The organism is Patulibacter minatonensis DSM 18081 (assembly GCF_000519325.1).
Classification (GTDB): Bacteria; Actinomycetota; Thermoleophilia; order Solirubrobacterales; family Solirubrobacteraceae; genus Patulibacter; species Patulibacter minatonensis.
Window position 1 is genome coordinate 5,139,738 of sequence record NZ_KI912613.1, and the last position, 15,559, is coordinate 5,155,296.

The 15,559-nt window shown below is 74.2% G+C and carries 17 protein-coding genes; 6 read left to right on the forward strand and 11 right to left on the reverse strand.

Going from position 1 to position 15,559, the window contains the following annotated elements:
• Positions 1 to 17 precede the first annotated feature (17 nt).
• The 3 genes from ctaD to PATMI_RS0124225 form a co-directional block, all read right to left on the reverse strand.
• The gene (ctaD, locus tag PATMI_RS0124215; RefSeq protein ID WP_026912773.1) at positions 18 to 1,688 is read right to left on the reverse strand and encodes a cytochrome c oxidase subunit I; all 1,671 of its coding nucleotides are present in this window, start codon (positions 1,686 to 1,688) and stop codon (positions 18 to 20) included.
• 26 nt (positions 1,689 to 1,714) lie between these two features.
• On the reverse strand, positions 1,715 to 2,710 hold the full coding sequence (gene coxB, locus PATMI_RS32995) for a cytochrome c oxidase subunit II (protein WP_245604271.1): 996 nt from the start codon (positions 2,708 to 2,710) through the stop codon (positions 1,715 to 1,717).
• A gap of 125 nt (positions 2,711 to 2,835) precedes the next feature.
• Positions 2,836 to 3,657, reverse strand: coding sequence for an enoyl-CoA hydratase/isomerase family protein (locus tag PATMI_RS0124225; RefSeq protein WP_026912774.1), 822 nt, complete (start codon positions 3,655 to 3,657; stop codon positions 2,836 to 2,838).
• Positions 3,658 to 3,774: 117 nt separating this feature from the next.
• On the opposite strand from PATMI_RS0124225, the gene PATMI_RS33000 reads away from it, so the two are divergent.
• The 3 genes from PATMI_RS33000 to PATMI_RS37035 all read left to right on the forward strand — a co-directional run bounded on the left by PATMI_RS33000 (position 3,775) and on the right by PATMI_RS37035 (position 6,215).
• On the forward strand, positions 3,775 to 4,713 hold the full coding sequence (locus tag PATMI_RS33000; protein WP_245604273.1) for a phosphatase PAP2 family protein: 939 nt from the start codon (positions 3,775 to 3,777) through the stop codon (positions 4,711 to 4,713).
• A gap of 106 nt (positions 4,714 to 4,819) precedes the next feature.
• On the forward strand, positions 4,820 to 5,797 hold the full coding sequence (gene trxB, locus PATMI_RS0124235; protein WP_026912775.1) for a thioredoxin-disulfide reductase: 978 nt from the start codon (positions 4,820 to 4,822) through the stop codon (positions 5,795 to 5,797).
• A 253-nt stretch (positions 5,798 to 6,050) separates the two neighbouring features.
• The gene (locus PATMI_RS37035; protein WP_157260957.1) at positions 6,051 to 6,215 is read left to right on the forward strand and encodes a hypothetical protein; all 165 of its coding nucleotides are present in this window, start codon (positions 6,051 to 6,053) and stop codon (positions 6,213 to 6,215) included.
• 29 nt (positions 6,216 to 6,244) lie between these two features.
• Here PATMI_RS37035 and PATMI_RS0124245 read toward each other — a convergent pair whose 3' ends face one another.
• Positions 6,245 to 6,688, reverse strand: a complete 444-nt coding sequence (locus PATMI_RS0124245) for a CBS domain-containing protein (RefSeq protein ID WP_026912776.1) — start codon at positions 6,686 to 6,688, stop codon at positions 6,245 to 6,247.
• A gap of 160 nt (positions 6,689 to 6,848) precedes the next feature.
• On the opposite strand from PATMI_RS0124245, the gene PATMI_RS33005 reads away from it, so the two are divergent.
• From PATMI_RS33005 to PATMI_RS0124260, 3 genes are read left to right on the forward strand one after another with little or no spacing between them, the layout of a single operon-like run.
• Complete coding sequence (locus tag PATMI_RS33005) at positions 6,849 to 7,250, forward strand: helix-turn-helix transcriptional regulator (RefSeq protein ID WP_036726361.1); 402 nt, start codon at positions 6,849 to 6,851, stop codon at positions 7,248 to 7,250.
• A gap of 35 nt (positions 7,251 to 7,285) precedes the next feature.
• On the forward strand, positions 7,286 to 7,564 hold the full coding sequence (locus PATMI_RS0124255; RefSeq protein ID WP_026912777.1) for a hypothetical protein: 279 nt from the start codon (positions 7,286 to 7,288) through the stop codon (positions 7,562 to 7,564).
• Between the two features lie 29 nt (positions 7,565 to 7,593).
• Positions 7,594 to 8,175, forward strand: a complete 582-nt coding sequence (locus tag PATMI_RS0124260) for a hypothetical protein (protein ID WP_026912778.1) — start codon at positions 7,594 to 7,596, stop codon at positions 8,173 to 8,175.
• Positions 8,176 to 8,262: 87 nt separating this feature from the next.
• Here PATMI_RS0124260 and PATMI_RS0124265 read toward each other — a convergent pair whose 3' ends face one another.
• From PATMI_RS0124265 to glmM, 7 genes are all read right to left on the reverse strand, one after another.
• Positions 8,263 to 8,970 (reverse strand): hypothetical protein, encoded by a 708-nt coding sequence (locus PATMI_RS0124265; RefSeq protein ID WP_026912779.1) that lies wholly within the window; start codon positions 8,968 to 8,970, stop codon positions 8,263 to 8,265.
• A 254-nt stretch (positions 8,971 to 9,224) separates the two neighbouring features.
• A complete protein-coding gene (locus tag PATMI_RS0124270) occupies positions 9,225 to 9,638 on the reverse strand; it encodes an HIT family protein (RefSeq protein WP_026912780.1) in 414 nt (137 codons plus the stop codon).
• 9 nt (positions 9,639 to 9,647) lie between these two features.
• The gene (locus tag PATMI_RS0124275) at positions 9,648 to 10,952 is read right to left on the reverse strand and encodes a tRNA nucleotidyltransferase/poly(A) polymerase family protein (protein WP_026912781.1); all 1,305 of its coding nucleotides are present in this window, start codon (positions 10,950 to 10,952) and stop codon (positions 9,648 to 9,650) included.
• Positions 10,949 to 12,115: an alanine racemase gene (gene alr / locus PATMI_RS33010; protein ID WP_051472241.1), complete on the reverse strand. Its 1,167-nt coding sequence runs from the start codon at positions 12,113 to 12,115 to the stop codon at positions 10,949 to 10,951. The genes PATMI_RS0124275 and alr overlap by 4 nt, the downstream gene beginning before the upstream one ends.
• 10 nt (positions 12,116 to 12,125) lie before the next feature.
• A complete protein-coding gene (locus tag PATMI_RS0124285; protein ID WP_157260958.1) occupies positions 12,126 to 13,721 on the reverse strand; it encodes an NAD(P)H-hydrate dehydratase in 1,596 nt (531 codons plus the stop codon).
• The gene (locus tag PATMI_RS0124290; RefSeq protein WP_026912783.1) at positions 13,718 to 14,095 is read right to left on the reverse strand and encodes a holo-ACP synthase; all 378 of its coding nucleotides are present in this window, start codon (positions 14,093 to 14,095) and stop codon (positions 13,718 to 13,720) included. The genes PATMI_RS0124285 and PATMI_RS0124290 overlap by 4 nt, the downstream gene beginning before the upstream one ends.
• A gap of 94 nt (positions 14,096 to 14,189) precedes the next feature.
• Positions 14,190 to 15,533 carry a phosphoglucosamine mutase gene (gene glmM, locus PATMI_RS0124295; protein WP_026912784.1) on the reverse strand — a complete coding sequence of 448 codons (1,344 nt, stop codon included), beginning with the start codon at positions 15,531 to 15,533 and terminating at the stop codon, positions 14,190 to 14,192.
• Positions 15,534 to 15,559: the final 26 nt, after the last annotated feature.

The window sequence follows — 15,559 nt, forward strand, 5'->3', positions numbered from 1 at the left end:
GCTGTCGGTCGTCGAGGTCACGCCTCGACCGGCTTGGGCTCGTTGTTCCGGCGCTCGATCTCGGCGCGGATGTCCTTCATCGGCTCGACCGAGCGTACGCGCGGGACCGCGTCGAAGTTGTTCTGCGGCGGCGGCGACTGGGTGAACCACTCGAGCGTGTTCGCCTTCCACGGGTCGGGACCCGAGACGGCGCCGTGCTTGAGGCTCCGCAGCGCGTTGTACGCGGTGATCAGGATGCCGACGCCCAGGATGAACGCGCCGATCGTGGAGATCAGGTTGTAGATCGCGAGGTTGCCGACGTCCGCGTACTCCGGGATGCGTCGCGGCATGCCGTCGAGGCCGATGGAGTGCTGCACCAGGAACGTGGTGTGGAAGCCGATCAGCATGGTCCAGAAGCTGATCTTGCCGAGCTTCTCGTCCATCATCCGGCCGGTCATCTTCGGGAACCAGTAGTAGAGGCCCGAGAAGACCGCGAACACCGCGCCGCCCATGAGGACGTAGTGGAAGTGCGCGACGACGAAGTACGTGTCGTGCAGCTGCCAGTCGACGGGGTAGATCGCGAGGATGACGCCGGTCACGCCACCGATCAGGAACGTGCCGAGGAAGCCGACCGCGAACAGGAGCGGCGTGGCGAAGATGATCGTCCCCCGCCACAGCGTGCCGATCCAGCTGAAGATCTTGATGCCCGTCGGGATCGAGATCAGCATCGAGCTCACCATGAAGAACACGAGCACGACGCTCGGGCTCGGCGTGGTGAACATGTGGTGCGCCCACACCATCAGGCCCAGGAAGGCGATGGTGAGGGTCGAGGCCGCGATCGCCTTGTAGCCGAAGATCGGCTTGCGGGCGAAGACCGGGAGGACCTCCGAGATGATGCCGAACCCTGGCAGCACCATGATGTAGACCTCGGGGTGCCCGAAGAACCAGAACAGGTGCTGCCACAGGAGCGGGGATCCCCCCTCTGCCGGGTCGTAGAAGTTCGTGCCGAAGTGGCGGTCCGTCAGGAGCAGCGTCACGGCCGCGGCGATCGCCGGCAGGGCCAGGATCAGGAGCACGGAGTACGTCAGGATCGTCCACGCGAACAGCGGCAGGCGGCTCCAGGTCATGCCCGGTGCCCGCAGGTTCGCGATCGTCACGTAGAAGTTCACCGAGCCGACGAGCGAGCCGATGCCCGTCAGGTGGACGAGGAAGATCCAGGAGTCCACGCCGCCGTTGGGCAGGTAGTCCTTCGACGCCAACGGGACGTAGCACGTCCAGCCGCACTCCGGCGGGTTGAAGAAGATGGACGCGTAGAAGACGAGTCCGCCGGCGGCGAGCATCCAGAACGACAGGGCGTTCAGCTTCGGGAACGCCATGTCCCGGGCGCCGATCATCAGCGGCACGAAGTAGTTGCCGAATCCGGCCATCACCGGGACGACGAACAGGAAGATCATCGTCGTCCCGTGCATCGTGATCAGCTGGTTGTACGTCTTGAAGTCCAGGAGCGTGTTGTCCGGGACCGCCAGCTGGAGACGGATGAGGAGGGCCTCGACCCCACCGACGCCGAAGAAGGCGAAGGTGAGGACCAAGTACATGATCCCGATCTTCTTGTGATCGGTGGTGGTGACCCAGTCGACCCAGCCCGTGACGGGCTTCTCGACCTTGTGGGCGACGACCTGAGGGATCGGCGTGGCGGTGACGGTGGCCATGGGAAGTCTTCCTCGTTACCGGGCGGCTAGCGCTGTGCGCCGGAGGGCGCCGCGGAATCGGTGGGCTCGGTCGCGTCGTCCACGGCGGCCGCGGCAGCGGCCTCCGCCTTGTCGGACGCGGCCTGCTTGGCGCGGAACTCGACCGCGGCCTCGTGGGCGGCGATCAGGTCGGCCTTCTGACGGTCGAGCCACTCCTGGAACTTGGCCGGGGTGACGGCGCGGACCTGGGCGGTCATGTTCGCGTGGTTGCGGCCGCAGAGCTCGGCGCAGTTGCCGGTGAAGACCCGGCCGTTCTCGCGCTCGTCGTCGTTGCGGAGGGCCTTCGCCGGCACCTTGAACCACGTGTGGTTCGTGTACCCGGGGAGCGCGTCGGCCTTGCCGCCGAGCTTCGGGATCCACCAGGCGTGACCGACGTCGGACGACCGGATGTCGAGCGTGACGGTGGTGCCGGTGGGGACGACCATCTCCTCGTACGCCTGGACGTTGTTCTGCCGGTCGGCGTCCTTGTCCGGGTACGTGAAGCGCCAGGCGTACTGCTGCCCGTTGACGTCGATGTTCAGGGACTTGCCGTTCGGGGGCAGGAGGTCCTTGTCCTTCGCCGTCTGGTACCCGGCGAGGTCGAAGCCGTCCTTGTCGGAGTTGTCCGGGTTCCGGATGCCCGGGAGCATCAGGAACGTGACGATGCCGAGGATCAGGACGATCCCGGCGGCGCCGGCGGTCCAGCCGATCTCGAGCCGCGTGTTGCCGTGCAGCTGCTCGGCGACGGCGCCCGGGCGCGCCCGGAACTTGACCATCGCGTACACCAGCGCACCGAAGACGGCGACGAAGATGATCACGCCGACGACGAACACGACGGCATAGAGGGTGTGGATGCGGTCCGCGTTCGGGGAGCCGCCCTTTTGCGGCGCCCAGAACGAGGCTGAGGCTGGTCCGGCGGTGACGAGCGTCAGGCCGATCGCGAGGGCGATGGCGGACGTCGCAGCGCGCCAGGAAGCCCTTGTGAGGTGAGGGATCCGGTTCAAGCGTCGCAAAGCGCGCTCGATTCTAGTGTTCGGCAGCACGGGAAGGAACCACCCTCCGACGTCGGACCGCGAACCCCCGTGGGAACGGGGGATCCGGGCGCGTCGCGGGGAGCGCGAGCGCGCCGTCATCGTCCCGCGTACGTCGGCTGCTCCTTCTTCATGAACGCCGTGACGGCGGCCGCGAAGTCCTCCGACTCCCCCAGGAGGCCCTGCTCGCGGGCCTCGATCTCGAGGACCTCCTCGAGGCTCCGGAGCACCTGCGCGTTGATCGCGCGCTTCGCCGCCGCGTTGGCGAGCGTCGGCCCCGCGGCGAGCGCCCGGACCTCGGCCTCGACGGTCTCGCGGAAGCCCTCGGTCGGCGCCTTCCGGTTCACGAGGCCGATGCTCACGGCCTCGTCCGCCTCGACGACGCGGCCCTCGAGCATGATCGCCGCGGCACGGGTCCATCCCAGGCGCGCGAGCAGGAAGATCGACGCGCCGCCGTCGGGACCCAGGCCGATCTTCGTGAACGCGTGGTTGAGCTTCGCGCGCTCGCTGACGGTCACGAGGTCGCAGGCGAGCGCGCAGCTCATCCCGATGCCGGCCGCGGTCCCGTCGACGCCCGCGAGCACCGGCTTCCGGAGCCGGCGGATCTCGCGCATGATCGGGTGGTACCGGAGCTGCAGCACGGCCTCGAGGTCCGGGCGGCCACCGGGGCGGGTCGGCATCCCGCCGTCGGAGACGGAGCCGAGGTCCGCGCCGGCCGAGAACGCACGCCCCGCGCCCGTGATGAGCACCGCGCGGACGTCGTCCTCCCCGCACGCCCGGAGCGCGGCGAGGAGGTCGTGCCCGATCTGGCCGTCCCACGCGTTCAGCACCGCCGGCCGGTTCATCTCGACGATGGCCGCCGGACCGTCGCGCAGGAGATTGACGGTGTCGTACTCGTGGACCGGCTCGAAGGCGCTCATAGGCCGCAGGATGACACAGCGCACACGACGGACTGGCTGCGCAGCCAGTCGGGCCGACCACCCGCCGGCGAAGACCGGGAGCCGATGGCCCCCGTCCCCCCGCTAGGGTCCGCGATCGTGACGTCCAGGAACCTGATCCGGGCGGCCGCGTGGGCGGCCGTCGGCCTCGGCGTCGCTGCGCCACTGGCCCGCAAGCGCCTGCGCCTGAAGCCGGCGGTGGTGCTCGCCACCGCCGCGTCGGCCCCGGTCGCGGTGACGTTCCTCGTCCCGCGCTCGAAGGCCCGCGACGTCGTCGTCTGCAGCCTGCAGATGTGGGCGTACTTCGCCGCGTACGAGATGCCCGCGGACGACCCGGAGCGCCTCCGCAGCCGCGTCCGCGTCGACTACCCGGTGCGGACCGACATGGTGATCGGCGCCGGGCGCATCCCGACCGTCCGCCTCCAGCAGGCGCTGCACCGCGACTCCGGCTTCCAGTGGTGGGAGAAGGTCCTCTGCTGGAGCCACTGGGTCTGGTTCTTCGTCCCGCACTCGACCGCGCTCTACGTGATGTTCCGGCACCCGGAGCAGTTCCCGCGCGCGGCGACCCGCATCTACGGCACCTTCGACCTCGGCGCGGTCGTCTACTGGGCCGTGCCGACGGCGCCGCCGTGGTTCGCCGCCGAGGCCGGCCGTATCGACTTCGGCCCCGACGGCCGCCCGCTCCGCCGGCTGATGCGCGAGTACGGCGAGGAGCTCTTCGGGGACCACTGGCCGCAGCTCTACGACGCGCTCGGCGGCAACCCGCTCGCGGCGATGCCGTCCCTGCACTTCGGGACGTCGGTGGCGTCGGCGCAGGTGCTGCGGGACACGGGCCCGATCGCCGGCGCCATCGGCTGGGCCTACGCCTCGACGCTCGGGTTCGCGCTCATCTATCTGGGCGAGCACTACGTCACGGACCTGGTGGCCGGCGGGTCGCTGGCCGAGGGCGTCCGTCGCGCGACCCCCCGGGCGGCCGGGCCGCTGAAGCGCGCGGGCGACTGGGTCGGGCACTGGGCCGGGCGCGCGCGGCGCGCCTGAGCTCCCCCGCGACGGCCCCTGGTGCTGCGGCACTTCATTTTGTAAAGTGAGTGAAGACGGTGGGTCGCGACCGCGCCCCGCCCGACGACCGAGAAGGAACCCTTCGATGCCGGATCCCGAGAACGTCATCATCATCGGCAGCGGCCCCGCCGGCTACACGGCCGCGCTCTACACCGCGCGCGCCGAGCTCGAGCCCCTCGTGATCGAGGGCTGGAACTGGGGCGGCCTGCTCCAGCAGACCACCGACGTCGAGAACTTCCCGGGGTACCCGAAGGGGATCCTGGGGCCGGACATGATGCAGGACCTGCGCGACCAGGCCGAGCGCTTCGGCGCGCGCCTGAAGACCGAGCAGGTCACCAAGGTCGAGCTCTCCGACGAGCCCGGTGGACTGCACTCCGTCTGGGTCGACGACACCGAGTACCGGACCCGCGCCGTGATCGTCTCCACCGGCGCGGAGCACCGCAAGCTCGGCGTCGAGGGCGAGGACGAGCTCTCCGGTCGCGGCGTCTCCTACTGCGCCACGTGCGACGCGGCGTTCTTCAAGGACCACGACACCCTCATCGTCGGCGGCGGCGACTCCGCGATGGAGGAGGCCATCTTCCTCGCGAAGTTCGGTCGCTCCGTCACGATCGTGCACCGCCGCGACGAGTTCCGGGCGTCGGCGATCATGGTCGAGCGCGCCAAGGCCGTCGAGAACATCACCTTCAAGACGCCGTACGTCGTCGAGCGCTTCGAGGCGGCCGCCGGCGACGGCCTGAAGCCCCTGTCGACCGTGGTCCTGAAGCACAGCGAGTCCGGCGAGACGGAGACCCTCGAGATCACCGGGGCCTTCATCGCGGTCGGCCACGACCCGCAGAGCGAGCTCGTCCAGGGCCAGCTGACCACCGACGACGAGGGCTACGTCGTCGTCGAGGGCGTCACCACCGAGACGTCGAAGCCCGGCGTCTTCGCGGCCGGCGACCTCGTCGACCCGTCCTACCGCCAGGCGATCACGGCCGCCGGCTCGGGCTGCAAGGCCGCGCTGGACGCCGAGCGGTACCTCCGCGACGTGCCGGTCCTCGCGGACGACGTCGCCGCCGTCTGACCTCCCGCCGGGTCCGGCGCACCCCGCCGGGGGCGCCGGACCGGTGCGGGGCCGCGTGCAGGATTTCCTGCACCGGCGACGAAGTCCGTCGTCAGCCGACGCCCCGAGCCCCGTCGACCGTCTCCCACGGCGATCGCGACGTCCGTCCACGTTCCGGGCGGTCGCTGCGACCGTCGCGCGGACCGGCCGACGACCCGGAGGACGACGAGTCGGCGCAACCGATCGCCGACTCCGGTGTTCCTGGAGGTAGACCATGACGGACCAGCACACGTACAGCTTCCCCAAGGTGTCCCCCGCCGACCCGCACGAGCTGCGGGAGAGCCTCCGCGCCGTCCGGCGACGGGCGTCGGACGCCGCGGCCACGACCCGGCGCGAGGCCGAGGCCCGCGCCCAGGACTCCGGGGACACCCGGCACTAGCCGGTCGGGGCGTCCCGCCCCGACCCCGGTCAGGCGATCCCGACCACGCCGCTCGGCGCGTTCCCGCCGCCGGCGGCCCGGCGCTCGTCGAGCAGCCCGCGCTCGCCGGCCCACGACCGTGCGATGTCGCGCACCGAGAGCACGCCGACGACGTCGGGGCCCTGCATCACGACGAGGTGGCGGAACCCGCCGTCGACCATGGCGGCCGCGGCCTCGTCGAGCGACCACGTCGGCTCGGCGTACACGACCGACGTCGTCGTGTGCTCCGCGACCGCCACGGCGGCCAGGTCGTCGCCCGCGGCGACCGCGCGGAGGACGTCGCGCTCGGTGAGGATGCCCGGGCCCGCGCCCTCGGGGTCCATGACGATCGCGGCACCGACGTTGCGGCCGGCCATCAGCCGGGCCGCCTGGGCCAGCGTGTGCCCGGGCCCGACCTCGACCACCAGGGGACTCATCGCGTCGCGAACCAGCATCTCCAAGACCTCCATCGTGTGACGATCAACACCAATGCTCGTGCACATCGGCACAAGCACGTCGAGTGTACTCCACCCCGATCCGAGCGTCTACGCGCCGGTTCGCGAACTTCCCGCCCGATCGAGTGATCCCGGATCGGCGGTGATCCGTATCCCTGGTATGCGGCGCCCCGACACGATCTTCATCCGCACGGCTCTCTACGAAGAAGCCGTCTCCGTCCTCCGCGAGGAGTACGCGTCCGACCTCACGGTCGCCGAGCTCGCCGACCGCGTCGCGTGCTCGTGCCGCCAGCTGCAGCGGGCGTTCCACGACATCGGCGGGACGAGCTTCCGCAGCGCCCTGATCGAGATCCGCATGGAGGAGGCCGCCGAGATGCTGGCCCGCGGCCCGGTCTCCGTGCGCGAGGCCGCCCGCTCGGTCGGCTACCGCCAGCCCGCGCAGTTCGCGAAGGCCTTCCGGCGCCACCACGGCGTCGCCCCGTCCCAGTACCGGATCGGCCGCCACATCGGCCGGCTGCGCGACCTCCGCGAGGCCGCGGAGCGCCCCGCCGCGACGGCCTGACACCGGCACCCTCCCGGAGCAGGTAGATTTCGCGCATGGCCGCACGTCAGCGCTACCGGTTCCGCGCGCCCTCCACGGGCCGCGAAGTCATCATCGAAGCCCAGCCCGGGCACACCTACCGGGACCGCGAGACCGGCGAGACCCTCGAGCCCGTCGGGAAGCTCGTCCCGCTCGCCCCGAGCACGTCGAACCTCCCGTGGTCGCTCGAGAACCTCCGCCACTGCCCGCACTGCGGGCAGATGGCGCAGCTCGACCTGAACGACTGCCCCACCTGCGGCCGCCGGATGACCGCGGTCGAGACGGCCACGGCCTGATCCCGGGACCGGCCCGGAGGCCGACCCTCATGCGCACCGCCCCGCTCCGCCGGCTCCTCCTCGTGGGAGCCCTGTGCGCGAGCGCGGGGGGCCTCGCGGCGTGCGGGGGCGACGAGATCGCCACCGACGTCAAGCCGAAGTCGACGCCCGCCCTGACCTCCCCCACCGGCGAGGGCCTCGCGGCCGGCGCCGGGGACCAGGCGTCCCAGGTCACCGACCTGCCGACGCAGACGACCACGTCGACCGGCCCGCTGCCGGCGTCGGGCGACTCGTCGGACCAGGGCACGGCGGACACCGGCTCCTCGGACACCTCGTCGGACACGGGCTCCTCGGACTCCGGGACCGACACGAGCTCCGGCTCGACGTCGACGAGCGGCTCGGGCACGTCGGCCGGCAACGGCGGGACCGGCGGGACCAGCACGCCGAGCGGCGGCGGGACCACATCGGGGGCGGGCAGCAGCGGTTCAGGCTCCGGCAGCAGCGGCTCCGGGTCGTCCGGGTCGTCCGGGTCCGGGACGTCCACCTCCGGCGGCGGGTCGTCGAGCTCGGGCGGATCGACGCCGAGCGAGTTCGGCGAGTTCTGCGACACCAACCCCGGCGTCTGCCGCTGAGGCCGCCCCGCGCGGGGCGGCGCCAGCACGCCCCGGCCGGCTCGGGGCGCGTGCGGTCGGATCGCCCCCGCTGGGGCTCTCCGCCCCCTACTTCTTGGTCTTCGACGCCTCGCTGGTCTTCGCCGGCGTCGGCACCAGCGTCGCGGTGTAGGACATCCGCTCGGCCTTGTAGAGGCAGTTGAACGTGCCGCTCTTGCCCATCGAGAGCGTCGTGTCGACGTAGTAGTCCTTCTTGCGCTCGTCGGTCGTCCCGCCGCAGCGTCCGGCCGGTCGGCTCGCGCGCCACGAGGTGTTCGTGCCGTAGCCCTGGACCAGCGTCGGGGCCCACGAGGGCACGGTCAGGCCGATGACGTCGCCCTTCTTCACGGAGATCGACGTCGGCAGCGCGAACGTCGTCTCCCCGCCGAAGTACGGGTCGAGCTTCTTGATCGAGGTGGCGGCGGCCACCGAGGCCGACACGCTCTTGCCGCGACGAAGGATCACGAGACCCGCGCTGGCCCGGCCGAGCTGCTTCTCCAGCGCCTTGCGGTCGTCGGCGCTCGGGGTGCCCAGCGTGATGCTCCACGCGACGATGCGGCCGTTGGCGGGCACGACGTAGACGTTGCGGTTGCCGTCGACGCTGGTGGGCAACGCGGTGGTGCGCGTCACGACGGAGCAGGAGTCCGGGCACCGCGGCGCGCGACCGTCGGTGACGGCACCGACCTCGGTGATCTTCGCGGCTGACGCACCGGCGGGGACCACCGCCAGGGACGTGGCCGCGAGGGCGAGGGAGACGACGGTACGGCGACTGCTCATGGTGATCGAAAACCCTCCCGGGGATGGAAAGTTGCGGCTGGGCGGGTTCGCGGGGGCATCCCGACGGACCGGCCACGGCGGCGTCGGGGGCACGGACGGGGTACGCGACCTGGTCCGTCGCACGGCGTCCGCGGCACCGGCCGCACGACCGCCCGAGCGGGCGGTCACGCGCCGATGATGCCCGATCGGGACGCACCGCGCCCCGGTTGCAACCGTCCGCCCGGGGGCGTGGGCCGACGGCCGGGCGACGACGCTCAGGCCGTGAGGCGGGCGTGCGTGGCGGTGATCTCGTCGCGGTCGCCCGGGGTCGGGACCCACGGCAGGCGCAGGGGGTCGTCCTCGTAGCGCGGAATGACGTGGACGTGGAAGTGGAACACCGTCTGCCACGCGCCCGCACCGCAGTTGTTGACGAGGTTGATGCCGACGGCGTCGAGGCGGTCCGAGGCCGTCGCCGCCACGCGCCGGGCGGTCGCGAGGGTCGCCTGCAGCGCGTCGTCGTCGATCGTCAGGAGGTCGCGGTGGTGCGCCTTGGGGATCACCACCGTGTGGCCGGGCGTCGCCGGGTTGACGTCGAGGAACGCGACGGTGTCGTCGTCCTCGGCGACCACCAGCGAGGGCAGCTCGCCGGCGACGATCTTGCAGAAGATGCAGTCGGGATCCTGGGCCATGCCGCCAGCCTACCCGCCGCCCGCGGACTCCCCCGCGCCGGCGGCGTGCAGCTCGCGGGCGAGCGCGACCGCCCGGTCCTCACCGTCGATCTCGCCGGCGTCGTGCGCCACCGCCACGGCGGTCAGGAGCCGCCCGAGCTCCGGGCCCGGCCGGATCCCGAGCGCCGCGGCGAGCGCGTCGCCGGTGACCGGCGGGCGGGGCGGACCGTCGCGGCCCCACCGCACGGCGCGTGCGGCGATCGCGGGCCAGGGCCGGCCCGCCGGCCCGACGACGGCGCGGGAGAACACGGCGGCGTCCACGACGTCGCTGCTGGCGGGCCCCAGGGCGGCGAAGAGCTCCATCGCGGACGGTGCGGGGCCGAGGGACGCGATCCGGCCGGCGGTGGCGACGGCCCGCGTCACGGCGCTCCGGAGCTCGCGGCTCGGGCGGAGCGGGTGGAGCGCCGACCGCGGATCCGCCGCGTGCCGGACGAGGGCGGCGAGCGCGAGCACGAGGCGGGCCTCCGGGGACGCGCCCCGCTCCCGGAGCGCGGCGGCGTCCTGCGGCCCCGCCCCGGGGATCCCCACGTCCGGCCCGAGGACTGCGGCCAGCGTCGCCGTCACGTCCGGCCGCAGCCGGCCGTCGTCCCCGACCGCCGACGGCAGGACCGCCGCGAACGCGCCCGTGGCCTCCCCCACGTCGAGACCGCGGGCCCAGCCCGGCCCGGTCAGCGCTCGCGAGAGCTCGGGCAGCATCCGCTCCCCGGGGACGTCGGTGCCGAGCGCCGGCGCCGCGCGGCGCGCGGCGTCCAGGGTCGGCTCGTCGGGGCGGGCGTCGAGCTCCGCCGCGAAGCGCGCGAGTCGCAGGACCCGGACCGGGTCGGACGAGAACGACGACGGGCCCACGGCGCGCAGCCGGCCGGTGCGCAGGTCCTCCGCCCCGCCGGACGGGTCGACGAGCGCTCCGCCCGCGAGCGGCTCCGCGATCGCGTTGACGGTGAGGTCCCGCCGCGAGAGGTCCTCGGCCAGGTCGGCGCCCTGCAGCGGGGTCAGGTCGACCTGCCATGCGCTCGCGGCGCCGGCGGTCGAGGACACCCGCCACGCGCCGTAGGCGTCCGAGAGGGGGAACGCCTGGCCGCCGGCCCGCGCGGCCAGCCCGCGGGCGATCCGCCGGACCACGGCGCCGTCGGCGGTGGCGACCGCGAGGTCGAGGTCGTCGGTGGGGCGCCCGAGCAGCCGGTCGCGCACGGCTCCGCCGACGATCCAGGCCTCCGGTCCCTCGGGCACCTGCGCACGCAGGTGCTCCAGCAGCCCGGCCGCGACGTCGTCGCTCACCGGGCGGTCGTCCCGCCCGACCGCGCTGCCCGGTCGACGGGCGGGCCCGCCGCCGGGACGGGCGCGCCGTCGCGGTGGTGCACGCGCGGGACCCGCGGCCCGATCCCGCAGGTGATCTCGTAGTTGATCGTCCCGAGGGTCCGCGCGACCTCCTCGGCACTGAGGTGCTCGTCGCCGTCGCGCCCGACGAGGACGACGCGGTCGCCGGCGCGATCCGTCGCGCCCGGGCCGAGGTCGATGCCGATGCTGTCCATCGAGACCGTGCCGGTGATCGGCCGACGACGGCCGCCGACCAGCGCGGTGCCGGTGTTCGTCAGGGCCCGACGGACGCCGTCCGCGTAGCCCGCCGAGGCCGTGCCCACCGTCGTCTCCTCCGCCGCGCGGAAGCGGCGCCCGTATCCGACGCTCTCGCCGGGGAGGAGCGGCTTGACGGCGGCGAGCCGGGTGTGCCACTCCAGGGCGGGCTCGAGGTCGTGGTCCGCCGCGTCGTGGTTCATCGGATCGAGGCCGTAGATCGCGATGCCCGGGCGCACGAGGTCGAAGTGCGACGCCGGATCCCGCAGCAGCGCGGCGCTGTTGGCGGCGTGGAGGACGGCCGACGGATGGCGGCGGCGCACGTCGGCGGCCCAGGCGGTGAACCGCGCGAGCTGGTCGGCGTAGAGGTCGTCCGGGGCGTCCGCCGTCGCGAAGTGGGTCATCGCCCCGGAGAGCCGCAGGTGCGCAGCCGCGGCGACGCGGTCGCAGAGCGCCAGGGCCTCGTCGGCGTCGCGCTGCCCGAGGCGCCCCATGCCGCTGTCGAGCTTGACGTGGACGTCGGCCGGCCGGCCGAGGCGTTCGAGGCGCTCCACGCCCTCCGCGTCCCACACGACGACCTCGGCGCCGGCGTCCAGCGCCTCCGGGAGATCGTCGTCCCGGAGCGGCCCGAGGACGAGCAGCCGCGCGTCGATGCCCCCGTCCCGGAGCGCGGTGGCCTCCGCCGCGGTCACGACGGCCAGCCACGTGGCGCCCCCGGCGACGGCGGCGCGGGCAGCGGGCACCGCGCCATGCCCGTAGCCGTCGGCCTTGACCACGGCGCAGATCGCCGTCCCCGGGCCGACGCGCCCCAGGAGGCGGGTCACGTTGCGCTCGATCGCGGCGACGTTGATGCGGGCGACGACGCGCATCCCGGGAACGCTACTGCCGGTGCTGCACGCGTGAGATCCGGGCGTGCCCGAGGCGCTCGGCGACGTCGCGGGCGACCACCCCGTCCGGGCCGTGCTCCGCGGACGCGAGCGCCCCCGCCCGGAGGTGCAGCCAGACGCCGGCGGCCGCGGCGAGGAAGGCGTCGGTCCCCCGCGAGAGCAGCGCCCCGATCGTCCCCGCGAGGACGTCGCCGGTCCCCGCCGTCGCCAGCCCGGGGACGCCGCCGGGGCTGATCGCGACCCGCCCGTCGGGCGCGACGATCAGCGTGTCGTCCCCCTTGAGGACCACGACGGCGTGGGCACGGCGCGCGGCCTCCCGCGCGTGGTGCAGGCGACGGGCCCCGACGTCGGCGGACCCGACGTCCAGGAGCCGTGCGAGCTCGCCGGCGTGGGGCGTCAGCACGGCACGACGGCCGTCGTGCGGGGCGGCCAGGGCCTCGGGGTCGCCGGCGACGGCCGCCAGTGCGTCGGCGTCGAGCACCACCGGGCCGGGGTGCCGGGCGACGAGGTCGCGGACGAGGGTGCCCCGCGAACCACCACGACCGAGTCCGGGACCGAGGACGAGGGTGCCGCCATGGCTGTCGAGCGCCTCGAGGACCGGGGACACCGCGGCCGACGTCACGCCGCCCTCGTCGTCGTGCGGGAGGACCAGGCCGAGCGTCTCGGTCGGGGCCCGGGCGAGGATCCCGGCCTCGATGCTGCCCGGCGCCGCGACGGTGACGTAGCCGGCGCCCGCACGCATCGCACCGCTCGCCGCCAGGCACGGTGCGCCGCTCATGCCGGGTCCGCCGCCGACGACCACGACGTGGCCGGAGCGGAACTTCGTGCCGTCCGTCGCGCGGGTCGGGAGGGCGTCGGGCAGCCGGTCGGTGAGGACCCCCGCCCACGGCGCCGGGACGTCGGCGCCGGGGCGGCCCGGGATCCCGATCGGCGCGACGACGAGCCGGCCGGTGCGGGTCTTGCCCGGGGAGATCCAGTGGCCCGGCGCCGCGGCGTGGAACGAGACGGTGACGTCGGCGGGGACGGCGTGCTCCCCCGGGGTCTCCCCCGTCGTGGCGTCCACGCCGCTGGGGACGTCGCAGGCCACGACGGGGACGCCCGGCGTCCCGTCGTCGGCCGGGACCGCCACCGTACGGATCGCGGAGATCGCGGCCGCCGCGGTGCCGCGCGGGGCGTCCCGGGCGCCCGTGCCGAGGATCGCGTCGACGATGACGGCCGCACCGTCGAGGGCGTCCGGCGTCCACGGCCCGGCGGGACGGAACGCGTCCCGGGCCGCCGCGGCGTCGCCCTGCAGCCGCTCGTCGGGGACGGTCGAGACGAGCCGCACCGGACGACCCAGGTCCTCGAGCAGCCGGGCCGCGACGTACCCGTCGCCACCGTTGTTCCCGGCGCCGCACACGAGGACGACGAGCCCGTCGGGCACGAGCTCCACGACGGCGTCGGCGAGCGCGGCGCCCGCCGCCTCCATCAGCGCCCCGCCGCCCATGCCGAGCTCGTCGATCGCCCAGGCGTCGGTGGCCCGCATCGCCTCGGCGTCGACGAGCGGGTCCAGGCCCGCGGGCAGGTCCGGGGCCGCGTCGCCGCTCACGCCGGCACCGGGGCCGGGTGGACGGCCCACGCGACCGCCGCGGCGCTCTCGCGTTCGTGGGTCAGGGAGATCACGACCTCGACCCCGAGCTCCTCCGCGCGGGCCTCCGCCGTCCCGTACAGCCGGACCTCGGGCGGGCCACCGTTCCCGACGACCTCGATCTCCAGCGGGCGGAACGCGTCGAGCCGGAGGGCCTTCGTCACGGCCTCCTTGGCGCAGAAGCGGGCGGCCAGGCTCCGGACCGACCGCGGAGTGCCGTCGCGCGCGGTGTGCTCGTCCGGGCGGAACAGCCGATCACGGAGCGCCGGTCGTCGCGCGAGCGCGGCCTCCAGCCGTCGCACGTCCATCAGGTCGATCCCGACGCCCTGGTCCATGGTCCGAGACTACCCGCGTGGGCGCGGCGCTCCCCGGCCCGGGCCGGTTCCGCCGACGACCGGCGGAACGACCCCGGGCCCGGTGGATCGGGGCTCAGGCGCCGACGCGCCCGGGGACCTCGAGCACGAGGGCCTCGCAGACCGCGCGCGCCTCGTCCTCGGACGGCGCCTCGGCCATCACGCGGACGAGCTGCTCGGTGCCGGACGCACGCACGAGCACGCGCCCGCGACCGGCCAGGCCCTCGTCCGCGGCGGACATCGCGGCCAGCAGGGCCGGGGCCGTCATCGCGCCGTCGCGATCGGTGACGGGCACGTTGATCAGGACCTGCGGCAGGCGCTCCATCGCGCGCGAGGACGCGAGCGACGCGCCGTCCAGCGACTCCATCAGGAGCAGCGCGGCCGCGACGCCGTCGCCGGACGGCGCGAAGCCGGTCTCGACGAGGTGCCCGGACTGCTCGCCGCCGAGGTTCCAGCCGCGCTCGTCGAGCGCGGCGACGACGTGGCGGTCCCCCACCGGCGTCGTCGCCACGGGGATCCCCGCGGCGTCCATCGCCGCGTGGAAGCCGTAGTTCGACATCACCGTGACGGCGACGCCCCCGGCGAGCCGGCCGGTGGCCTTCAGGTGGCCCGCCATGATCGCCAGCAGCTCGTCGCCGTCGTAGGCGCGGCCCGCGTCGTCGACCGCGAGCACGCGGTCGCCGTCGCCGTCGAACGCGAACCCGATCGTCGTGCCGTGCTCGATGACGAGGGCCTGCACGGCCTCCGGGTGCGTCGAGCCGACGCCCGCGTTGATGTTGCGGCCGTCGGGGGCGTCGCCGATCACGACGACCTCGGCGCCGCGACGGCGGAAGGCCTCCGGCCCGACCACGGCGGTCGCGCCGTGCGCGCAGTCCAGCGCGACCCGGACGCCCGTCAGGTCCAGCGTCCCGAAGCGCTCGTCGAGCGCGCGGAGGTGGTCCTCCACCGCGCCGAGGAACGCCGAGACGCCGCCGATGTCGGTGCCGTGCGTCGCGTCCGCCGGCAGCTCCTCCACGAGCCCGGCGACGCGGTCCTCGAGGGCGTCGGGGAGCTTCCGGCCGTCGGGCCCGAAGAGCTTGATCCCGTTGTCGGCGTGCGGGTTGTGCGACGCCGAGACGACCGCGGCCAGGTCGTAGCCGAGCCGGCGGACGAGGATCGCCGCGGCCGGGGTCGGCACGACGCCCGCGAGGTGGACGTCGGCCCCGGACGCCGAGGCCCCGGCGGCGAACGCGGCCTCGAGCATCGGACCGGACTCGCGGGTGTCGCGGACGACGAGGACGCGCGGACGCGCCCCCTCGGCGTCGTCCCGGGAGGCGACGCCCCCCAGAACGGCAGCACGGCCGAGTCGCAGGGCGAGCTCGGCCGTGAGGACCGCTCCGGCCCTCCCGCGCACGCCGTCGGTGCCGAAGAGCCGGGTCATGGCAGCGGGTGTGGGTGGCGGGTTCC

Excerpts from the sequence above, each read along its gene's own strand:
- ctaD (WP_026912773.1), bottom strand. The coding sequence starts at position 1,688 with ATGGCCACCGTCACCGCCACGCCGATCCCTCAGGTCGTCGCCCACAAG.
- PATMI_RS0124225 (WP_026912774.1), bottom strand. The coding sequence starts at position 3,657 with ATGAGCGCCTTCGAGCCGGTCCACGAGTACGACACCGTCAATCTCCTG.
- trxB (WP_026912775.1), top strand. The coding sequence starts at position 4,820 with ATGCCGGATCCCGAGAACGTCATCATCATCGGCAGCGGCCCCGCCGGC.
- PATMI_RS37035 (WP_157260957.1), top strand. The coding sequence starts at position 6,051 with ATGACGGACCAGCACACGTACAGCTTCCCCAAGGTGTCCCCCGCCGAC.
- PATMI_RS0124245 (WP_026912776.1), bottom strand. The coding sequence starts at position 6,688 with ATGCTGGTTCGCGACGCGATGAGTCCCCTGGTGGTCGAGGTCGGGCCC.
- PATMI_RS33005 (WP_036726361.1), top strand. The coding sequence starts at position 6,849 with ATGCGGCGCCCCGACACGATCTTCATCCGCACGGCTCTCTACGAAGAA.
- PATMI_RS0124255 (WP_026912777.1), top strand. The coding sequence starts at position 7,286 with ATGGCCGCACGTCAGCGCTACCGGTTCCGCGCGCCCTCCACGGGCCGC.
- PATMI_RS0124260 (WP_026912778.1), top strand. The coding sequence starts at position 7,594 with ATGCGCACCGCCCCGCTCCGCCGGCTCCTCCTCGTGGGAGCCCTGTGC.
- PATMI_RS0124265 (WP_026912779.1), bottom strand. The coding sequence starts at position 8,970 with ATGAGCAGTCGCCGTACCGTCGTCTCCCTCGCCCTCGCGGCCACGTCC.
- PATMI_RS0124270 (WP_026912780.1), bottom strand. The coding sequence starts at position 9,638 with ATGGCCCAGGATCCCGACTGCATCTTCTGCAAGATCGTCGCCGGCGAG.
- alr (WP_051472241.1), bottom strand. The coding sequence starts at position 12,115 with ATGCGCGTCGTCGCCCGCATCAACGTCGCCGCGATCGAGCGCAACGTG.
- PATMI_RS0124290 (WP_026912783.1), bottom strand. The coding sequence starts at position 14,095 with ATGGACCAGGGCGTCGGGATCGACCTGATGGACGTGCGACGGCTGGAG.
- glmM (WP_026912784.1), bottom strand. The coding sequence starts at position 15,533 with ATGACCCGGCTCTTCGGCACCGACGGCGTGCGCGGGAGGGCCGGAGCG.